Raw genomic sequence first — 16,803 nt, forward strand, 5'->3', positions numbered from 1 at the left:
CGGAGGGGCGCATGACGAAGCGTCGGGCATCCGGAGGCATGTGTTGACGACAAATCAGATTCTGGTGGGCCTCGGCCTGATCGTCGTGCTCGCCGTCGGCTCCCAACTGCTGGCGAGCCGGTTGCGCATCCCCGCGCTCATCGTCCTGCTGCCGGTCGGATTCACCGCCGGCGCACTGACCAGCGACGTCAACCCCGACCGCCTGTTGGGCCCGGCCTTCTCCCCGATGGTGTCGCTGGCTGTGGCAGTGATCCTCTACGATGCCGGACTCGAACTGGACCTGCGCAGACTCCAAGGACACAAGCGCCGTGTCGTGGTCCGGCTGATCTGGATCGGCACACTGGTCACCTGGGCGTCCGCCGCAGCCCTCGCCGCCCCGCTCCTGGGCATCTCATCCGGTTCGGCCGTGATGCTGGGAGCGATCCTCGTCGTTTCGGGACCGACGGTCGTGGGGCCGCTGCTCAACTTCGTGCGTCCGACCGAGCGGCTGCAGCGCATCCTGGTCTGGGAGGGCTCGCTGATCGACCCGGTCGGCGGCATCCTGGGCGCGCTTGTCTTCCACGGCGTCATCTCCAGCACCCACAAGGGTCTGGGCGCCCAGGTGGCGCAGTTCGCGGCGAGTGCGGCGGTCGGCCTGCTCGGGGGCGCGGTGGGAGCCGCCCTGCTCTGGGTGCTCTTGCGCAGTCTGAGGCTCGGTGAGGTCCTCGGGACGACGGTGCAACTCGCCGCCGCGGTGGGCGTTGCGGCGGCCTGCGACGCCATCCGTGACGACACCGGGCTGATCGCCGCGGTCGTGATGGGGATGGCGCTCGCCAACCTTCCCGGCCTGGACCTGCCGGCCCGGCGGCCGTTCTTCGAGACCCTGGTGTCGCTGATCATCGGGCTGCTGTTCATCTCCATCTCCGCCACGGTCACCCCCGCGTCCCTGCGGCATCTGCTGCTGCCCACGCTCGGCCTCGTCGCCGCGCTGGTCCTGGTGGTCCGGCCGCTTGTCGCGGCCCTCTCCACCGCCCGAAGCGATGTCCCGCGCGGGGAGCGCGCGTTCATCGGCTGGATGGCGCCGCGCGGCATCGTCGCCGCGGCCACAGCGTCGACCTTCTCGGCCACGCTGGTCACCAAGGGCGTCGGTGGCGCCGAGAAGATCCTCCCGGTGACCTTTCTGGTGATCGTCGCCACGGTCACGCTCTACGGCCTGACGGCCTTCCCCGTGGCCAGGCGCCTCGACGTGCTGCGACCGGCGCGCTCGCGTCCACTGCTGGTCGGCGGGGAGCCGTGGGCGGTCGATCTGGGGCTGGCGCTGCGTTCGGCCGGCCTGGACGTCCTGATGTGGGCCGGCAGCGACCGCCAGCGCGAGCAGATCAGCGAGGCCGGGCTGGAGCTGGCTCAGGGCGAACTGTTCGCGGCGGCCACCGGCGAGGGCGCGGAGCTGGAAGGGATCACCGGAGTCCTGCTGCTCACCGAGGAGGACGACTTCAACGCACTGGCCGCGGTGACCCTGCGGGGCAGCGTCGAGGGTCCGGTCCAGCGCCTCGGGCCCCCCACGCGCAGTCACGGCGTGGTCGCCCCGTTCACCGGCGGGGAGCCGCTCTTCGGAGCAGGGCTCACCCGACCGGAGCTGGCCCGCAGATATGAGACCGGCGCCCGGATCGTGACGCACCGGGTCGACGGTGGCGGCATCCCTGCCGGGCACGACGCGCTGTTCCTGGTGCACCCGGACGGGCGGCTCACGCCGGTCACTCAGAGCCGGCAGGCGACGCCGCAGGCCGGAGACATCGCCGTCCTTCTCAGCCCCGCCTCCGCGTCCCCGCCCGGGTAGGCGGCAGGCGCGGAGGCGGGAGCCGGGGCTGAGCCGTCGTCAGCGCAGGCGGTCGGTGATGTGGTCACCGACGCGCATGGCGTTGGCGATGGCGGTCAGCGACGGGTTCACCGCGCCGATGCTCGGGAAGAAGCTCGTGTCCACGACGTAGAGGTTGTCGAGGTCGTGGGCCTTGCAGTTGACGTCGAGGGCCGAACTGCTCGGGTCGTCGCCGAAGCGGACGGTGCCCGCCTGGTGTGCGGTGGCGCCGATGGGCATCCCCTTGTGCAGGTAGAGGCTGTGCGGCATGAGGTGGTGCGGATGCATGCCCAGATGCCCCAGCATGCCCTGCAGCTTGCGCTGCAGGTGCTTGAGCCCCTCGATGTTGTTCTTCTCGTCCAGGGCCAGGTGGATGCTCCCCTCGCCGTCCAGGGTGACCCGGTTGTCCGGCTGGGGTAGGTCCTCACCGCACAGCCAGAAGTCCACCGCGTGGTGCGCCAGCACGTCGAACGGCATGTCCGGGGAGGCCTTGCCGGCCCAGCGCGGGGCCTCACCGCGGATCTGGTCGGCGTCGGACTTGCCCAGCATCTGGATGCCGCCGAGTGGGTAGTCCCAGTCGTCCGCCCCGAGGTACCAGTCGTTCATCGCGAGGGTCTTCTGGAACTCGGTGTCGTTCGGCTCCTTCGAGACCGCCATCAGGGCGAGGTTGTTGTGCCGCATGTAGTGGCGGCCCACCACGTCCGAGCTGTTGGCCAGGCCGCGCGGGTGCCGGTCGTTCGCCGACCGAAGCAGCAGCGCGGCGGAGTTCACGGCCCCGCAGGCGACCACGACGATGTCGGCGCTGAAGTCGGCCGTGGATCCGTCGTCGAGCACGGTGACCACCTTGGTGACGACCCGTCCGGTCGCGTCGGTCTCCAGACGCTGCACGTTGGCGCCGGTGACCATCCGCACGTTGTCGTGCTCCAGGGCCGGCTCGACACAGATGACCTGCGAGTCGGCCTTGCCGCGTACCAGGCAGGGAAAGCCGTCCACCCGGTTGCAGCGGATGCAGACACTCTCATGGGTGGCCCGGCCCTGCTGGTCCTGGGTGAGGTTGACCCCGATCGGCAGGTGGAACGGGTGCAGCCCCTGCTTCTCCAGATCATCACTGAGCTGCTGGATCCGCGGCTCGTGCTCCACCGGCGGATAGGCGTACTGCGCGCTGACCGGGCCCTCGCCGGGGTCCTCGCCGTGCCGGCCGTGCACCAGGTAGAGGTGCTCGGCCTGGGTGTAGTACGGCTCCAGATCCTGGTAGTCGATGGGCCAGGCGGGTGAGATGCCGCCGTGGTGCCGCAGTTCGCCGAAGTCCTCGGGACGCAGTCGGAACAGGGCGGCGCCGTAGAACTTGGTGTTGCCGCCGACGTAGTAGTTGACCTCGGGCTGGAACTCGTTGCCGTGTTTGTCGTACCAGGCCTCAGGGGCGAGGTACTTGCCCTTGACGAAGACGGCCGTGGACTCCCAGTTGTCACGTTCCCGCGGCAGGTAGCCGCCGCGTTCCAGGATCAGGACCCGCTTGCCCGAGCCGGCGAGCCGGTGGGCGAGGGTGCCTCCGCCCGCGCCGGTTCCGATGACGATGACGTCGTAGTGCTGATCGTCGGCCATGCTGGCCTCCGTCCTCAGGTCGTCGGCCTCGCCGCGGCGCGGCCAATCCATGTCAAATCGCAAGCTATCGGGCGCTGCTCCCCTGGGCGAGTCGGGCATCGGGGCGGGGCGTTCGTTCACTCGAACGCACCGGCTCCTCAGAGAATCGCGATCGGATTGACGGGGGAGCCGGTGGCCCCCGGCAGGCGCAGCGGCGCGACGACGCACAGGAACGACCAGCGGTCCTCCTGCTCACAGACCGTCAGCAGGTCCTCGAACTGGAGGTAGTCGAGGAGGTGGACCCCGAGAGCATGGATCCCGAGGACGTGCACGGGGAAGTCGACGCCGTCCGTCGAACTGCGGGCCGTGTCGTTGTTGCTGTCACTGCCCAGCACCGCCACGCGACGCTCCGCCAGGAACTCCATGGCGGTGGGGTGGAGCCCGGCGCGGGCGGTTGCCGAGTCCCAGGGTCCGGATTCAGTGCGCCGGCGTCGGTGGCCGACGCGGACGAAGAGCAGGTCGCCCTCGCCGACCCTGACCCGCTGGGCCGTCTCTGCGGCGACGAGGTCGCCGTACGTCACATGGTCGCCCGGTTCGAGCCAGGGCACGCCACGCAGCCGTGGGATGTCGAGCAGCACGCCGCGCCCGACGATCCCGTCGTGGGCGATCTCGACGGAGAGGGCGGTGGCTCCGGTCGGCTTCAGGGTGTCCGCGGGGACACCGCCGTACAGGGTGCCGTCGTAGACCACATGGCAGAGCGCGTCCAGGTGGCTGTCGGCGTCGCCGTGCACGTTCATGCTGAAGTGGTCTGTCGCGAAGTGCAGCCCGACGGGTGCTGCCTGGTCTTCGGGCGGACTGGTGAACCGATGACCGGCGGGCTGCGGATTGTCGGGTCCGGGGTCGGTCTCCACCGGCGCGGCCAGGGTCACGGTCCGGCCGGTGCGGACCTCGGCGGCCGCTGCCCGAACCCGCTCCGGCGTGATGATGTCCAGGGCGCCACGAGCACCGCCGGAGGACTGCCCGCTCAGACGCTCGTACAGTGCCCGGAAGTCGTCCGGGCTCATCCGCCCTGCGCCCGAGGGCCCTGGCTGCGTGTGGGTGTCCATGGACTGGTCCGTTTCCCGTCAGTTCCCGGTCGTACTGCCGGCACGATCCAATATCGGACAGGAGCGGCGGTCCCGCCTGGCCTGCGGCGGAGCTTGGATTGCCGATTTCCGCGGCCGCGCTGTTACTGGAGGTGACCGCAGGGTGCGGAGAGTGCGACGACGGAACGCGGAGGTTCTGCATGGACATGATCCATGTCCGCCTTGTCAGCCCCGCGGATCTCACTGAGCGGGCGCTCGAGATCCTCGGCAGTGAGCCGAGCGTGCTCAACCTGGTCGTCCAGAGGGAAGCCGCGCGAAACCCGGACGGCGACCAGATCGTGTGCGACGTGCTGACCGGAGGGGCGAACGAGGTCCTGCGCCGCCTGCGTGTCCTGCGCTTGGACCGGCGCGGCTCGATCGTCATCGAGCCGGTGGACATGGCCTTCTCCGATCGGGCCGACGAGATCAGAGCCGGCAGACTCGGCGCGCTCGGCAACGCGCCGGTCTGGGAACAGGTCGAGGCCCGCATCCGCGCGGAGGGGACGTACGCGCCGAGCTTCTACCTCTACCTGGTCGTCGCGGGCCTGCTCGGAGCTGTGGGGATCGTCACCAACTCCCAGATCCTCATCGTCGCCGCGATGGTCGTCGGGCCCGAGTACGGGGCCATCGTGAGCATCGCGCTCGGCATCGACCAGCGCTCGCGGCCCAGGATCCGCCAAGGCCTGGCCGCGCTGCTCGTCGGCTTCCTGCTGGCCATCGTCGCCACGTTCCTGTTCAGCCTGCTGATCCGCGGATGCGGGTTCCAGTCGAAGGCGTTCAGCGTCGGACTACGCCCCGTCTCCCATTTGATCGACACGCCCGACTTCTTCTCGTTCGCGGTCGCGGCGCTGGCCGGAATCGTGGGCGTCGTCTCGCTGACGGAAGCCAGGACGAGTGCGCTGCTCGGAGTCTTCATCTCCGTCACCACCATCCCGGCGGCCGCGGACATCGGCGTCTCGACGGCATTCGGCAGCTGGAGCGAGGCTCGCGGATCGTTGGTCCAACTACTTGTCAACATCGTGGTGTTGATCGCGGTCGGCACACTCACGCTCAAGGTCCAGCGAGCCATCTGGCGCCGGGTCGGCCGACGCGACGCGGGCCTGCGCGATCACGGGGCGGCGTGAGGGGCCGCCGCGGCTGCTTCCTGTCGGCTCAGCTCCGGTGGTTCCACTCCGGCTCGACCTGAGCCCACTCGTCCTCCCAGGACCGCTCCACTCGCCGGTTCAGTGCCTGCCCGGCCCAGGCGTGTCCGCCGACCAGGAGCGTGGCGCACCCGGCGAACGCCGCCATCGCGTACGCCACGGCGGTTCCCGCGCTCTGGGCTGCCCCAGGCGGGGCCGCCTGCGGGACGTCGTTCCGGTCGACCCAGAGGACCACGTGGTCGCCCGGCCTCGTCGTGGCCGGAACCGGGTCCTGCACGATGTGCTTGCCGGAAGCGTCAGTCCAGTCGAGCGTCGCGATCCTCGCTCCGGCGCCGCCGGGCAAGGGTTGTGCCACGGCTTCCGCGGTGACCCGATGCAGTCGCTCGGCGTGCCGGACCACGGAAGCGCGGTCGGCGGCGTAGAAGTGGAGGCCCAGCAGGACGCACAGGGCGGCGGTGACGGCCAGGCTCACGACCAAGAGCGCCCGCAACCAGCCCCGGAGGAAGTCACTGCGGCGCCTCAGTGGATTCCGCGTACCGAGCCCGGGCCCCGGTGGCTGCGGCTCGAATGATGGCGTGGCCACCGCCTCCCTTCTCCTCCCGGAGAAGGCAACGGGGTCCGGATGGCCGAGGCTTCTCGAGTGAGGGGCTGCAGAACGTGGCCATTCCATGGTGTGCCGATCGGCCGACCTGCGCCTGCCGAGCAGTGTCGCGCGTCAGCGCCTCATGGGGCCCGGCGGCGCCTCCTACGGGTCCGAGGGTGCGACCGCACGGACGATGAGCTCGACCAGGTCGTCCACGAAACGTCCGTCGGGCAGCTCGCGTTCCGCCAGCAGCCGGTAGACCAGCGGCGCCGCCACGAGCGTGGCCGCAGACCGGATGTCGACGTCCGACCTCACTTCACCACGGACCAGTCCGCGCTCGAGAATGATCCGGGTCTCACTCGTCACGCGGTCTTCGTACGCGGTGTACGCCTCCCGGTCGAGGCTGCCCCTTCTGGCCGCGCCGATCAACTCGGTCAGCAGTCGGTCGGTTCCCGGCAGCCGGTAGGACGCCAATCGCGCGGTGAACACTTCGCGCAGCTCCGCCCGGAGATCTCCCTGGTCCGGCACCGAGAGCGGCCCGATGCGGCTCTCGGCAGCCGCGACGATCAGGGCCTGCTTGGACGGCCAGCGACGATAGATCGCGGGCTTGCTCACCCCGGCTCGCGCGGCCACCGCGTCCATGGTGACGGCCGCGACACCCTGCTCGGTTATCAGCTCGATCACGGCCTTCATGGCCGCGCTGGTGACACGTGCCTCCCGCGGACGCCCCGGCCCCCGCTCGACCCCCAGTGCCTGTGTGCCGACCATGGTCCGAGGATACGGGCCGACGCAGGGTGTCGGTCGTGAGCCCGGAGAATGATTACCACAGGTAACGAAATTAAGACCCGCAGACCCTTGCCGAGTGCGCCGCAGATATCGATACTTCCGGTAACGAATCAGTGGTCGCCCCTTGGAGGTACCCCATGGCCACGTCTGCCGCGCCCGCATCCGTCCTGGACAAGCCCCTGATCCACTTCGGGCGCCGGGTCCTGGACCGCACCGCCCCCGGAGCCCCGGCGGCCGAGTACCGGATCCTGGACATCTCCCCGCTCACCCCGCACATCGGTGCCGAGATCAGCGGTGTCGACCTCGCGCAGCCGATCGGTGAGGATCTCGCCGGCGAGCTGCGGCAGGCGCTGCTGGAGTGGAAGGTGATCTTCTTCCGCGGTCAGCGCGACTTCGGGCCGGAGCGCCACCTGGCGCTCGCCGGGGTCTGGGGCGAGCCGGAGGCGAACCCGTTCTTCCCGACGGGGGACACCCCGGGCGTCTCGCGGCTGGCCAAGGACGCGATGGCGGTCGGTAACGAGAACATCTGGCACAGCGACCACTCCTTCATGGCCGCGCCCGCCTTGGGTTCGGTCCTGCGTGCCGTCGAGGTGCCGGATGCCGGCGGCGACACCATGTGGGCGGACATGGGGGTCGCGTACGACAACCTCAGCGAGGAGATGAAGGCCCGGATCGAGGGGCTGACCGCGGAGCACGACTGGGTGCCGACCTGGGGTTCGTTCATGACGGAGGAGCAGATCGCCGGGCTCCGCAAGACCCTGCCGGCCGTGCAGCACCCGGTGGTCGTCCGCCACCCGCAGTCCGGACGGAGGGTGCTGTACGTCAACGAGCCCTTCACCACGCGGATCGGCGGCCTCTCCGACGCCGAGAGCCAGGACCTGCTCAACGAGCTCGTGCTGCAGGCCCGGATCCCCGAGTTCCAGGTGCGCTTCCACTGGCAGCCGGACTCCGTCGCCATCTGGGACAACATCGCGGTCCAGCACTACGCGATCAACGACTACTACCCGCAGCGCCGCGTCATGGAGCGCATCGCGATCGCCGGAGCCCCGCTGTCCTGAATCCGTGAGCACCGCAGCGGCCACCCCGCGCCCGGTCCGCGCCGTGGCGCGTCCGCTGTCGGCGTTGTCCGCGCCCCTGACCAGCACACTCTCGGAGGACTCCGGTGACAGCCGCCGACACACCCGCCAGAACGCTCCGCGCAGACCCGGCAACCGATCGGGGACCCGGCACCCGCGCCTGGGTCGTCACCGGCCTCCTCGTGCTCTTCATGATGGTGAACTTCGCGGACAAGTCCGTGTTCGGCCTCGCAGCCGACCAGATCCGCGCGGACATGGGGCTCTCCGCCACCCAGTTCGGGCTCGCCAACAGCGCCTTCTTCCTGCTGTTCTCGGTGGCTGCGGTCGCCGCGGGCCTGCTGTCGGACCGGGTGCGACCGAAGTGGCTGCTGCTGGGCATGGCCGTGCTCTGGTCACTCGCGCAGGTGCCCGCGGCTCTGGGCGGCGGTCTGGCCGTGCTGGTCGGCTCGCGGATCGTGCTCGGGGCCGCCGAGGGGCCCGCGTTCCCGGTCGCCCAGCAGACCGCGCTGTCCTTCTTCCCCAATCACCGCCGGAACCTGCCCGGGGCCCTGGTGACCCTGGGCATCACGCTCGGCGTGATCATCACCGCTCCTGGTCTGACCTGGGTCATCGGACACCACGGCTGGCGCGCCGCGCTGTGGGTGGTCGCGGCCGCCGGTGCGGTGTGGGCCGTGTTGTGGGCCGTGTTCGGCGGCCACGGGACGCACCGCGTCGGCACCCCGGACTCGCCGTGCGCCGAATCCGCCGAGCCTGCCGAGTCCGGCGGCTCCGCAGCGAGGCTCCCGTACCGTCGGATCTTCGGCAGCCGTACCTGGATCGGTACCACCGTCGCCTACTTCGCCACCTACTGGTGCGTGGCACTGATGCTCGTCTGGATGCCCTCCTACCTGAGCAACGGTCTCGGTCACTCCGCCGCCGTCTCCGGACAGCTCGTCGCTCTGCCGTGGCTCCTGGGAGCCTTCGCGCTCCTGGGCCAGGCGGCCCTCACCGGCTGGCTGATGCGACGCGGCGTCGGCAGCCGCTGGTCGCGTGGCGGGGTCGGCGGCGGCCTGCTGGCGCTCGGGGCCGCTGCCTGCCTGGCCCTTCCCCTGGCGCCCGGCGCCGGAGCGAAGACGGCGCTGCTGGTCGTCGGCTTCGGGCTGGGGGGATCCTTCGCGACCGTCGCGGTCACCACCGTCGCCGAACTTGTCCCGCCCGCCCGGCGCGGCGGTGCCCTGGGCACGATGAACGCCGTGGTCACCACCGCGGGTCTGATCGCCCCGGCCATTGTCGGAAAGCTCGTCGACAGCCAGGGGGCGACCGGCTACCAGACCGCCATCGTGGTCTCGGGCGTCCTCCTGCTGGTGGGCGCGCTCGCGGCCGTCACCCTGATCGACCCGGCCCGCGACGCCGCCCGCCTCGCCGCCTGACCCGCCCCCGCTCGACCACCCTTCTGCCCCAGGCGGCACCCCGCGGCTACCCACTGCCTGACGGCCACGGGCGAGGCGTCGCCGAGACCCTGGCCCCCGAGATCGCCCGTCAGCCGCATCGGCGCACGTTGCCTGACGGGAGCCGCTGATCGAGTGGCAGAGCCTTGTGCCCCTGCCTGCAACAGACTTGATGGAGCATCCATGGCTGACCTTGTTGGTGGCGGCACGTGGAGACGCGTCGACACGACCGACGAGGCGGAGTCCTCCACGACAACCGGCACTGCGCCTGCCGATCACTGTCCTTGAGCGGCAGCGTCGACCGCTCCGGATCGTCAGCGGCGCTGCGGTGTCCAACGTGGCAGCCGCGACGGCCCGTTAACTTTGCCAACTCTTTACAGCAGGAGCCGGTGCTGGTTCGTCTCTCCGCCCGATCAGGAACGCAGCACGGCCGACCCCTTGGACGGGGTCGATCGTGCCGATGAGAGGGAAGCTGTTCATGCGTACAAGTGTTGTCATCACTTCCGTGGCCCTGGCCTGCACCGTTGTGCTGGGTGGGGCGGGTTCCGCCCTGGCCGCGTCCGGCTCGGCGCCCGCCGCCGCGACGAGCGCCACGCCCACCGCCGCGCCGGGCGCCGCGACGAGCGCTACTCCCACTGCCGCGCCGAGCGCCGCGACGAGCGGCACTCCCAGTGCCGCGCCGAGCGCGTCGCCCTCGCAGGCGGGGGGTTCGGGTGGTGTGGGCGGCACGCCGACCGTCGCGCCCTCGCAGTCCGCCGCCAGCGGCCAGGTCGGTGCCGTGCCCAGCGGTGCGCCCGACACCGGGGTCGCACCGGTCGCGGGACAGGGTGCCGGGGACACCGCCGTGACCGAGGCGGCAGTCGCTGGAGCGGTGCTGGTCGGCGGGGCCGGCCTGCTGGTCTTGCGCCGCCGCAAGACCCGGGCCTGATCCGTGTCGGTGAAGTACGCAGGCGCGTGGCTGGCTGTGCTGAGCCTTGCGGTCGTGTCGCTGGCCTCCGGATGCGCCGCCGACTCGTCGTCCGCGGTCGGGGCCTCGACAGTCGCGAGCAGCCCTGCCGGTGCGCCGCTGCAGACGCCGGTCGGGACTCCAGGGGCTCCGGCCGACGGGACGTCTGCGCGCGCGCTGGCGCGCTCGGCGCCAGTGCGGCTGGAGATTCCCGTCATCGGGGTCGATACGCCTGTCATGCGACTGGGGCTTGATGCCGACGGGACCGTACAGGTGCCCCCGATCGAGGCGAACGCGCCGGCCGGCTGGTACCAGGGGTCGCCTACGCCGGGCCAGGTGGGTCCGTCGGTGATCCTGGCGCATGTGACGGTGGGTCAGTTCGGCAACGGAGTCTTCCTGCACCTGGCCAGACTCAGGAGCGGCGACCGTGTCACCGTGCGGCTCCAGGACGGAGCCTCGGCAGCCTTCACCGTGTACAAGGTGCAGACCGTCAGCAAGGCGCAGTTTCCGACGAGCGAGGTCTACGGGAACGTCGACCGCCCCGAACTGCGTCTGATCACCTGCGGCGGTCCCCGGGACAGCAGCGGACACGGCTACCTCGACAATGTGCTCGTCTTCGCGTCGCTGGACCCCGGAGAGTGATCGGTCGCTAGCAACAGTCAGTCAGCCGGTGGGTGGGGTGCGCGGTGCCGCACGCCCCACCCACCGGACCCCCTCGCACAGCCCTGGAGAACGTTGAGCAGGTCCCAGGACGCCGCAGCGTCCGAGCTGTTCGCTGCCATCTACCCCGGCCTCGCCGGCTGGTGCCGCCATCTGACGGACGATGACGGGACCGCCCACGAGATCGCCGCGGAGGCGTTCACCCGCCTCTGGGCCCGCTGGACCAAGGTGGAAGAGCCGCGCGGTTTTCTCTATGTGACGGCAGCGAACCTGGTCCGCGACCACTGGCGGAAACTCGAACGCGAGCGGCGGGCCATGCGCCAGGCGTCCACCGAGGCCTTCGTCGGGGCGCAGGGCGAGCACGCCGACATGTCCGTGCGGCTGTTGGCGCAGTCGCTGCCGGAACGCCTGCGCACCCCGGTGCTGCTGTACTACTACGCCGATCTGCCGGTCCGGGAGATATCCGCGCTGACAGGGCGTAAGGAAGGAACCGTCAGGGCCGATCTGCACGCAGCCAGGGAACTGCTGCGTGCCAAGCTTGGAGGACATCTTGATCACGCGCGTTGAGGATCCGGAGGACGAGCGCGACAGCCAGCTGTCCGCGTTGCTGCAACCGGACCCGGTGCTGCTGATGCCGCCCCCCGGCACATTCGAGCAGATCCGGCGCGGTGCGACCTGGCGTAAGCGGTTGCGCGCCGTGGCCGGCGGAGGCGGTCTGGTGCTGGCCGCGGCCGCGGCCGTGGTGACACCGCTGTTGCTGAGCGGGACCTCGGCCCGGCAGATCCCGGCGGCCCCGATCGTGTCCCCCACGGCTTCTGGCCACGGCACACCTTCTCCATCACCGTCGGTTTCTCCTGCTCCGTCGGCGTCCCGATCAGCGGGGCCGTCGGCGACCCCGTCCCTCGCACCGTCCACCTCGCCCCCTGCGGGCAACGGGGGAAGCGGCGGCGTCGGCGGCACGAGTGCCGCTCACCAGACCGCGTCGCCGAGTTCTGCCGTCAGCACCTCTCCGGCCGGACCGGCCACGATCCCCGCTCGGAGCCCAACCCCGAACCCCAGCCCCACACCGAGCGATACGCCGACCTCCGCGCCCAGCGCATCCGCCGGTTCCGGCGGTCACTGAACTGCCGGCGGCGTTGCCGCCGGGCGGGCAGGCAGGAGCGGTGTGCCCCGCAGTGCGGCCTGCGGTGGCCGCGCTGATCGAACTGCGCCATCCTCGACCGGAATCCGCGGACGCCCCCGCCATGCGTCAACCGAAGGAGACAAGGCCGTGAGCCAACAGGAACCGAGTTTCGAACGGGACATCAGGCCCCTCTTTCGGGCGAAGGACATCGAAGCGATGTCGAAGGCTTTCGACCTGTCCTCCTACCAGGATGTACGTGCCAACGCCGAAAGGATCCACCAGGCGCTCGCGCAGGGCGTCATGCCCTGCGACGGCGCCTGGCCACCCGAGCGGACGCGAGAATTCCAGGCCTGGATGGAGGCCGGTTACCCCCGCTGACCGCCGACCTCGGCGGTGCAGGCGGCCGGCCTGCTGCCCAGGCCATGACGAACCCCGCCTGGCAGGCGCGCTGAACTATCGTGGCGGGATGAGCGACCAAGCCCAGTCCTTGTCCGTACGGACGGCGCGCGCCGACGAGACGGATGCCGTCGTCGCCACGCTGACCACCGCTTTCTTCGAGGACCCGGTGTGGGGGCCGGCCTTCCCTGATCCCGGGCGGCGGGCGACGCAGGCGGGTGCACTGTGGCGGCTTATGGCCACCTCCGCGCTGCGCTACCCGTGGCTTCTGGTCAGCGAACAGGTGGAGGCCGCCGCGGTGTGGATCCCGCCGGGCGGCACAGAGCTCACCGAGCAGGAGGAGCACGGTTTCGCTGACTTCCTGCTCGAGATCACCGACAGGGAGACGGCCGCGGTGATCTTGGGGGTCCTGGAGCCGATGGCGGCGGCCCGCCCGCGCGAGCCGCACTTCTACCTGAGTCTGCTCGGCACCCACGACGCCCACCGCGGCAAGGGGCTGGGCATGGCACTGCTCCGCGAGAGCCTGGCTCGGATCGACGAGCTCAACATGCCCGCCTACCTGGAATCCAGCAACCCCGCGGCCAACGACAAGCGCTACGCCGCCGTCGGCTTCGTCCCGAACGGCGAGCTGAGGATGCCGAACGGCCATGTCGTCACCACGATGTGGCGCCCGGCAGGCGGCTGACCCTCCGAACCGGTCCGCGGGACTGCCGCCTGCGCCGCGAGATCTCCCCGTGGCGTTATCGGCGCGTCGCGCACTCCTTGGACCGGAAAACCTCTGGTCGGGGGTGGCGACACCCTCCAGACGGAGGTGCTCCGGGTGCGGGCAGGTCCGACAGAATCGGCGGCTGGATCACTCGCGTGAGCGATGGAGTGTCCCGGCCGTGGGGGGACGGCCGGGACCTCGATCAGGCCACGTCGGCGGCGATCACTGTCCACGCTTTGGTCGACGTGTCGTCCAGCCGCAGATCGAACGAGAAGGTGATCGGCCCGCGCTTGCGTGCGTCACCGCGGAGCACCTGCTCGCTTCGGCGGTCGACCTCGTAGTAGACGCCCTCTGCGTCGACCGCGACACGGAACACGATGGGGTTGCGCGAGACCAGCGAGCGCACCTTGACCGACGTGATGACAGCGTCACGCATGACGGTTCGACTGGGCGTGCGTACGGACGTGAAGTCGAGGCTGCCGTCGTTCATGACCCACTCCTCGAGGAACCGCTCGACGGGGACCTCGAGAACCGACTTGTCGAACCGGCCGTCGAGCACGCTCAGATCGCCGACGGCGGCGTCGGCATCCGTGCTCCACGAAATACTGGTCAGCGACAGGATGTCGCTTACACCCTTGACCGCGGTCTTCCCGGCCACCTCGAGCACCGCTTCCCGAGCGACCTCCTTCTGATCCCAGCCGTCCGTCTCGATGGCGCTGGTCAGGTGGTGTGCACCCTCGGCCGCCTGCTCCACCGACGACACGATCCACTCCCCGGCGCTGCTCTTGCGCAGCGTCCAGTACTCGACCGGGCGCGTCGAGCCGTCCTTGCGCATGTCGTCTGGGCCGTAGTTGCGGCGGACGTAGTCGTTGAGCGTCGCGGTGATCCGGAAGGTGACGGTGTCGTTCACCTCACCTGCACGGTTCGCGACATCGACCAACTCGACCACCGGGCCGGAGAGGACCTCCACGACGTTGACCTCGCCACGTGACGCGTAATCGCGCAGCTCGTCAGCCCACTTGCCGTAGAGCACCGGGGACAGGATCTGCTGCAGGGTGGCGTGATCGCGTTCCGTCCAGGCCCGTTGGGCAGTCACGTACAACCAGACAGCGCGGCGCTCGAGCGCACCGCGGTCGAAGGTCGCATCCGTGTCGGCGAGCGCATCGACCCGGGCCCCGACCTGGGCGGCGCGGTCGCGCGCCTGTGCGTCCGCGCGGTGCGCCGTGCGGTCCGACACCGTGTTCAGACCGGCTGCCTGCCCCGCCTTCCGGCGCTGGGACCTGAGCCACAAGATCAGGAGGACCACAGCCACGATCAACAGCAAGGGGAAGATCCCACCGCCGCCGACTCCAAGGCCGACTCCGAAGCCGCCGCCGAAACCGTGGCCGAAGCCGCCGCTGGTCGACCCGTGGAAGCCACCACCATGGCTGCTCCCGCCCCCGCCGAACCCGTGACTACCGCTGCCACCACGGGCATACGCGACCGTCGGGCTGCTCAGCGCGACGACTCCAGCGACCACACATATCCACCGACGGGCGCGCACCGGGCCCTCCCTCAGGAATCAGATCAGAGATGTTCCACGCCACCCTACAAGCCAGGTCACCTGGGAAGCTTCGAGGACAACGACCGTCGTCTTCACGATGTGGTGCCCGGCGCGCGGCCGGCGCTCAGCCGGTGGCTTCGAGGGCGGGCACCGCCCGGGCCGCGCGCCGTTCGGCGGACAGCGCGGGGTCCAGGACCGGGACCGCCTCCAGGAGCCTGCGGGTGTAGGCGTGCTGTGGTGCGGTGAAGACCCGCTCGGCAGGTCCCGACTCCACGACCTGCCCTCGGCGCATCACCGCGACCCGGTCGCTCACCTGGCGCACCACCGCGAGGTCGTGGGCGATGAAGACCAGCGAGAGCCCCAACTCCCGTTGCAGGCGGCCGAGCAGCTCCACCACCTGGGCCTGCGTGGTGACGTCCAGTGCGGAGACCGGCTCGTCGCAGACCAGCAGGCGCGGGCGCGGGGCCAACGCCCGGGCGATGCCGACCCGCTGGCGCTGGCCGCCGGAGAACTCGTGCGGATACCGGTTGTACCAGTCGGGGTTGAGACCGACCAGGTCGAGCAGCTCGCGGACCCGCCCGGCGATCGCCCGGTCGTCGCGCTCTCCCGCCGCGCGCAGCGGGTCGGCGATGGACTCGCCGATCGAGCGGCGCGGGTTGAGGGAGGAGACCGGGTCCTGGAAGACCATCTGCAGTTCGCCGCGTACCGGCCGCAGTTCGCGCTCGCTCGCCCGTCCGATCTCGCGGCCGTCGTAGACCAGCCGTCCGCCGCTGGGGTCCAGCAGCCGTACCAGCATCCGGCCCAGCGTGGTCTTGCCGCTGCCGGATTCGCCGACCACGCCGAGGGTCTCGCCCTGACGCACAGTCAGCGAGACGCCGTCGACGGCGTTCACGGTCGGCGCGCCACGGCGGCGGAACTCCTTGCGCAGGTCGACTGCCTCCAGCAGGACGGGACGGTCGTCGCCCGGCTCGTCCAGCCCGTCCAGCCCGTCCGTTTCGTCCGGCTGGTCGGTCCCGCGCAACTCGACGGCCTCGCGGCGCGCCGTCTCGACCCGCGGCACCGCGTCCAGCAGCTCGCGGGTGTACTCCTCGCGCGGGGAGCCCAGCACCTCGGCCACCGGGCCGAGTTCGACCGCACGGCCGTCCCGCATCACCAGGACCCGGTCCACGCTGCCGGCCACCACGCCCAGGTCGTGGGTGACCAGCAGCAGCCCGGCCCCGGTCTCGGCGCGCAGCTCGTGGAGCAGGTCGAGGATCTGGGCCTGGACGGTGACGTCCAGCGCGGTGGTCGGCTCGTCCGCGACGATCAGACGGGGTTCGCAGGCCAAGGCCATGGCGAGGAGGGCGCGTTGGCGCATTCCGCCGCTGAACTCGTGCGGGCGGGAGCGGGCGCGGCGGGCCGCGTCGGGGATGCCCACCCGGTCGAGCACCTCGACGGCGCGCTGCCGCGCAGCCCGGCGGGAGACGCGGTTGTGCACCCGGTACACCTCGGCGATCTGGTCGCCGACGGAGTAGTAGGGGTCGAGCGAGGAGAGCGGGTCTTGGAAGACCATGGCGGCCAAACCGCCACGCAGCCGCCGCAGTTCGGCCTCGGGTGCGCCGAGCGGGTCGACTCCCGCGACGCGCACGCTGCCGCCGGTCGCCGCGCCGGTGCCGCGATGCAGCCCGAGCAGCGCGTAGGCCGCCGTCGACTTGCCCGAGCCGGACTCGCCGACGATGCCGAGCGCGGCGCCCGGCGCCAGGTCGAAGGAGAGTCCGTCCACCGCGCGCACGGTGCTGCCGCCGTCCACCGGGAAGTCCACGGTGAGGTCGCGGACCTCCACCAGGTGCTCGGTCGCCAACGGCTCGGTCGCCGGCTGATCGGTCATGAGCTCTCC

16 protein-coding genes are annotated in these 16,803 nt (G+C 70.8%); 10 read left to right on the forward strand and 6 right to left on the reverse strand.

Annotated elements, in window-relative coordinates:
• Positions 1-43 precede the first annotated feature (43 nt).
• Complete coding sequence (locus ABH928_RS27635; RefSeq protein WP_370071282.1) at positions 44-1,816, forward strand: cation:proton antiporter; 1,773 nt, start codon at positions 44-46, stop codon at positions 1,814-1,816.
• A 39-nt stretch (positions 1,817-1,855) separates the two neighbouring features.
• Here ABH928_RS27635 and ABH928_RS27640 read toward each other — a convergent pair whose 3' ends face one another.
• Both ABH928_RS27640 and ABH928_RS27645 read right to left on the reverse strand, forming a co-directional pair.
• Positions 1,856-3,436 carry a GMC oxidoreductase gene (locus tag ABH928_RS27640; protein ID WP_370071284.1) on the reverse strand — a complete coding sequence of 527 codons (1,581 nt, stop codon included), beginning with the start codon at positions 3,434-3,436 and terminating at the stop codon, positions 1,856-1,858.
• A gap of 137 nt (positions 3,437-3,573) precedes the next feature.
• On the reverse strand, positions 3,574-4,479 hold the full coding sequence (locus tag ABH928_RS27645; protein ID WP_370071401.1) for a cyclase family protein: 906 nt from the start codon (positions 4,477-4,479) through the stop codon (positions 3,574-3,576).
• A gap of 221 nt (positions 4,480-4,700) precedes the next feature.
• Here ABH928_RS27645 and ABH928_RS27650 point away from each other — a divergent pair, with 221 nt between their 5' ends.
• Positions 4,701-5,663: a DUF389 domain-containing protein gene (locus ABH928_RS27650; protein ID WP_370071286.1), complete on the forward strand. Its 963-nt coding sequence runs from the start codon at positions 4,701-4,703 to the stop codon at positions 5,661-5,663.
• 28 nt (positions 5,664-5,691) lie between these two features.
• Here ABH928_RS27650 and ABH928_RS27655 read toward each other — a convergent pair whose 3' ends face one another.
• Positions 5,692-6,153 (reverse strand): hypothetical protein, encoded by a 462-nt coding sequence (locus ABH928_RS27655; protein WP_370071288.1) that lies wholly within the window; start codon positions 6,151-6,153, stop codon positions 5,692-5,694.
• A 273-nt stretch (positions 6,154-6,426) separates the two neighbouring features.
• Positions 6,427-7,032 carry a TetR/AcrR family transcriptional regulator gene (locus tag ABH928_RS27660; RefSeq protein ID WP_370071290.1) on the reverse strand — a complete coding sequence of 202 codons (606 nt, stop codon included), beginning with the start codon at positions 7,030-7,032 and terminating at the stop codon, positions 6,427-6,429.
• Between the two features lie 155 nt (positions 7,033-7,187).
• Here ABH928_RS27660 and ABH928_RS27665 point away from each other — a divergent pair, with 155 nt between their 5' ends.
• The 8 genes from ABH928_RS27665 to ABH928_RS27700 all read left to right on the forward strand — a co-directional run bounded on the left by ABH928_RS27665 (position 7,188) and on the right by ABH928_RS27700 (position 13,363).
• Positions 7,188-8,108, forward strand: a complete 921-nt coding sequence (locus ABH928_RS27665; RefSeq protein WP_370071292.1) for a TauD/TfdA dioxygenase family protein — start codon at positions 7,188-7,190, stop codon at positions 8,106-8,108.
• 104 nt (positions 8,109-8,212) lie between these two features.
• Positions 8,213-9,535, forward strand: coding sequence for an MFS transporter (locus tag ABH928_RS27670; RefSeq protein WP_370071294.1), 1,323 nt, complete (start codon positions 8,213-8,215; stop codon positions 9,533-9,535).
• A gap of 496 nt (positions 9,536-10,031) precedes the next feature.
• Positions 10,032-10,481 carry an LPXTG cell wall anchor domain-containing protein gene (locus ABH928_RS27675; RefSeq protein WP_370071296.1) on the forward strand — a complete coding sequence of 150 codons (450 nt, stop codon included), beginning with the start codon at positions 10,032-10,034 and terminating at the stop codon, positions 10,479-10,481.
• Positions 10,482-10,535: 54 nt separating this feature from the next.
• Positions 10,536-11,141, forward strand: a complete 606-nt coding sequence (locus tag ABH928_RS27680) for a class F sortase (RefSeq protein ID WP_370071298.1) — start codon at positions 10,536-10,538, stop codon at positions 11,139-11,141.
• 93 nt (positions 11,142-11,234) lie between these two features.
• Complete coding sequence (locus tag ABH928_RS27685; protein ID WP_370071300.1) at positions 11,235-11,726, forward strand: RNA polymerase sigma factor; 492 nt, start codon at positions 11,235-11,237, stop codon at positions 11,724-11,726.
• Positions 11,710-12,282 carry a hypothetical protein gene (locus tag ABH928_RS27690; protein ID WP_370071302.1) on the forward strand — a complete coding sequence of 191 codons (573 nt, stop codon included), beginning with the start codon at positions 11,710-11,712 and terminating at the stop codon, positions 12,280-12,282. Before ABH928_RS27685 ends, ABH928_RS27690 begins: the two co-directional genes overlap by 17 nt.
• 147 nt (positions 12,283-12,429) lie before the next feature.
• Positions 12,430-12,660, forward strand: coding sequence for a hypothetical protein (locus ABH928_RS27695; protein ID WP_370071304.1), 231 nt, complete (start codon positions 12,430-12,432; stop codon positions 12,658-12,660).
• Between the two features lie 88 nt (positions 12,661-12,748).
• A complete protein-coding gene (locus ABH928_RS27700; RefSeq protein WP_370071306.1) occupies positions 12,749-13,363 on the forward strand; it encodes a GNAT family N-acetyltransferase in 615 nt (204 codons plus the stop codon).
• A gap of 223 nt (positions 13,364-13,586) precedes the next feature.
• Here ABH928_RS27700 and ABH928_RS27705 read toward each other — a convergent pair whose 3' ends face one another.
• The gene (locus ABH928_RS27705; RefSeq protein ID WP_370071308.1) at positions 13,587-14,927 is read right to left on the reverse strand and encodes a TIM44-like domain-containing protein; all 1,341 of its coding nucleotides are present in this window, start codon (positions 14,925-14,927) and stop codon (positions 13,587-13,589) included.
• Between the two features lie 124 nt (positions 14,928-15,051).
• Positions 15,052-16,794, reverse strand: a complete 1,743-nt coding sequence (locus tag ABH928_RS27710) for an ABC transporter ATP-binding protein (protein ID WP_370071310.1) — start codon at positions 16,792-16,794, stop codon at positions 15,052-15,054.
• Positions 16,795-16,803: the final 9 nt, after the last annotated feature.

Source organism: Streptacidiphilus sp. MAP5-3, assembly GCF_041262505.1.
GTDB lineage: Bacteria > Actinomycetota > Actinomycetes > Streptomycetales > Streptomycetaceae > Streptacidiphilus.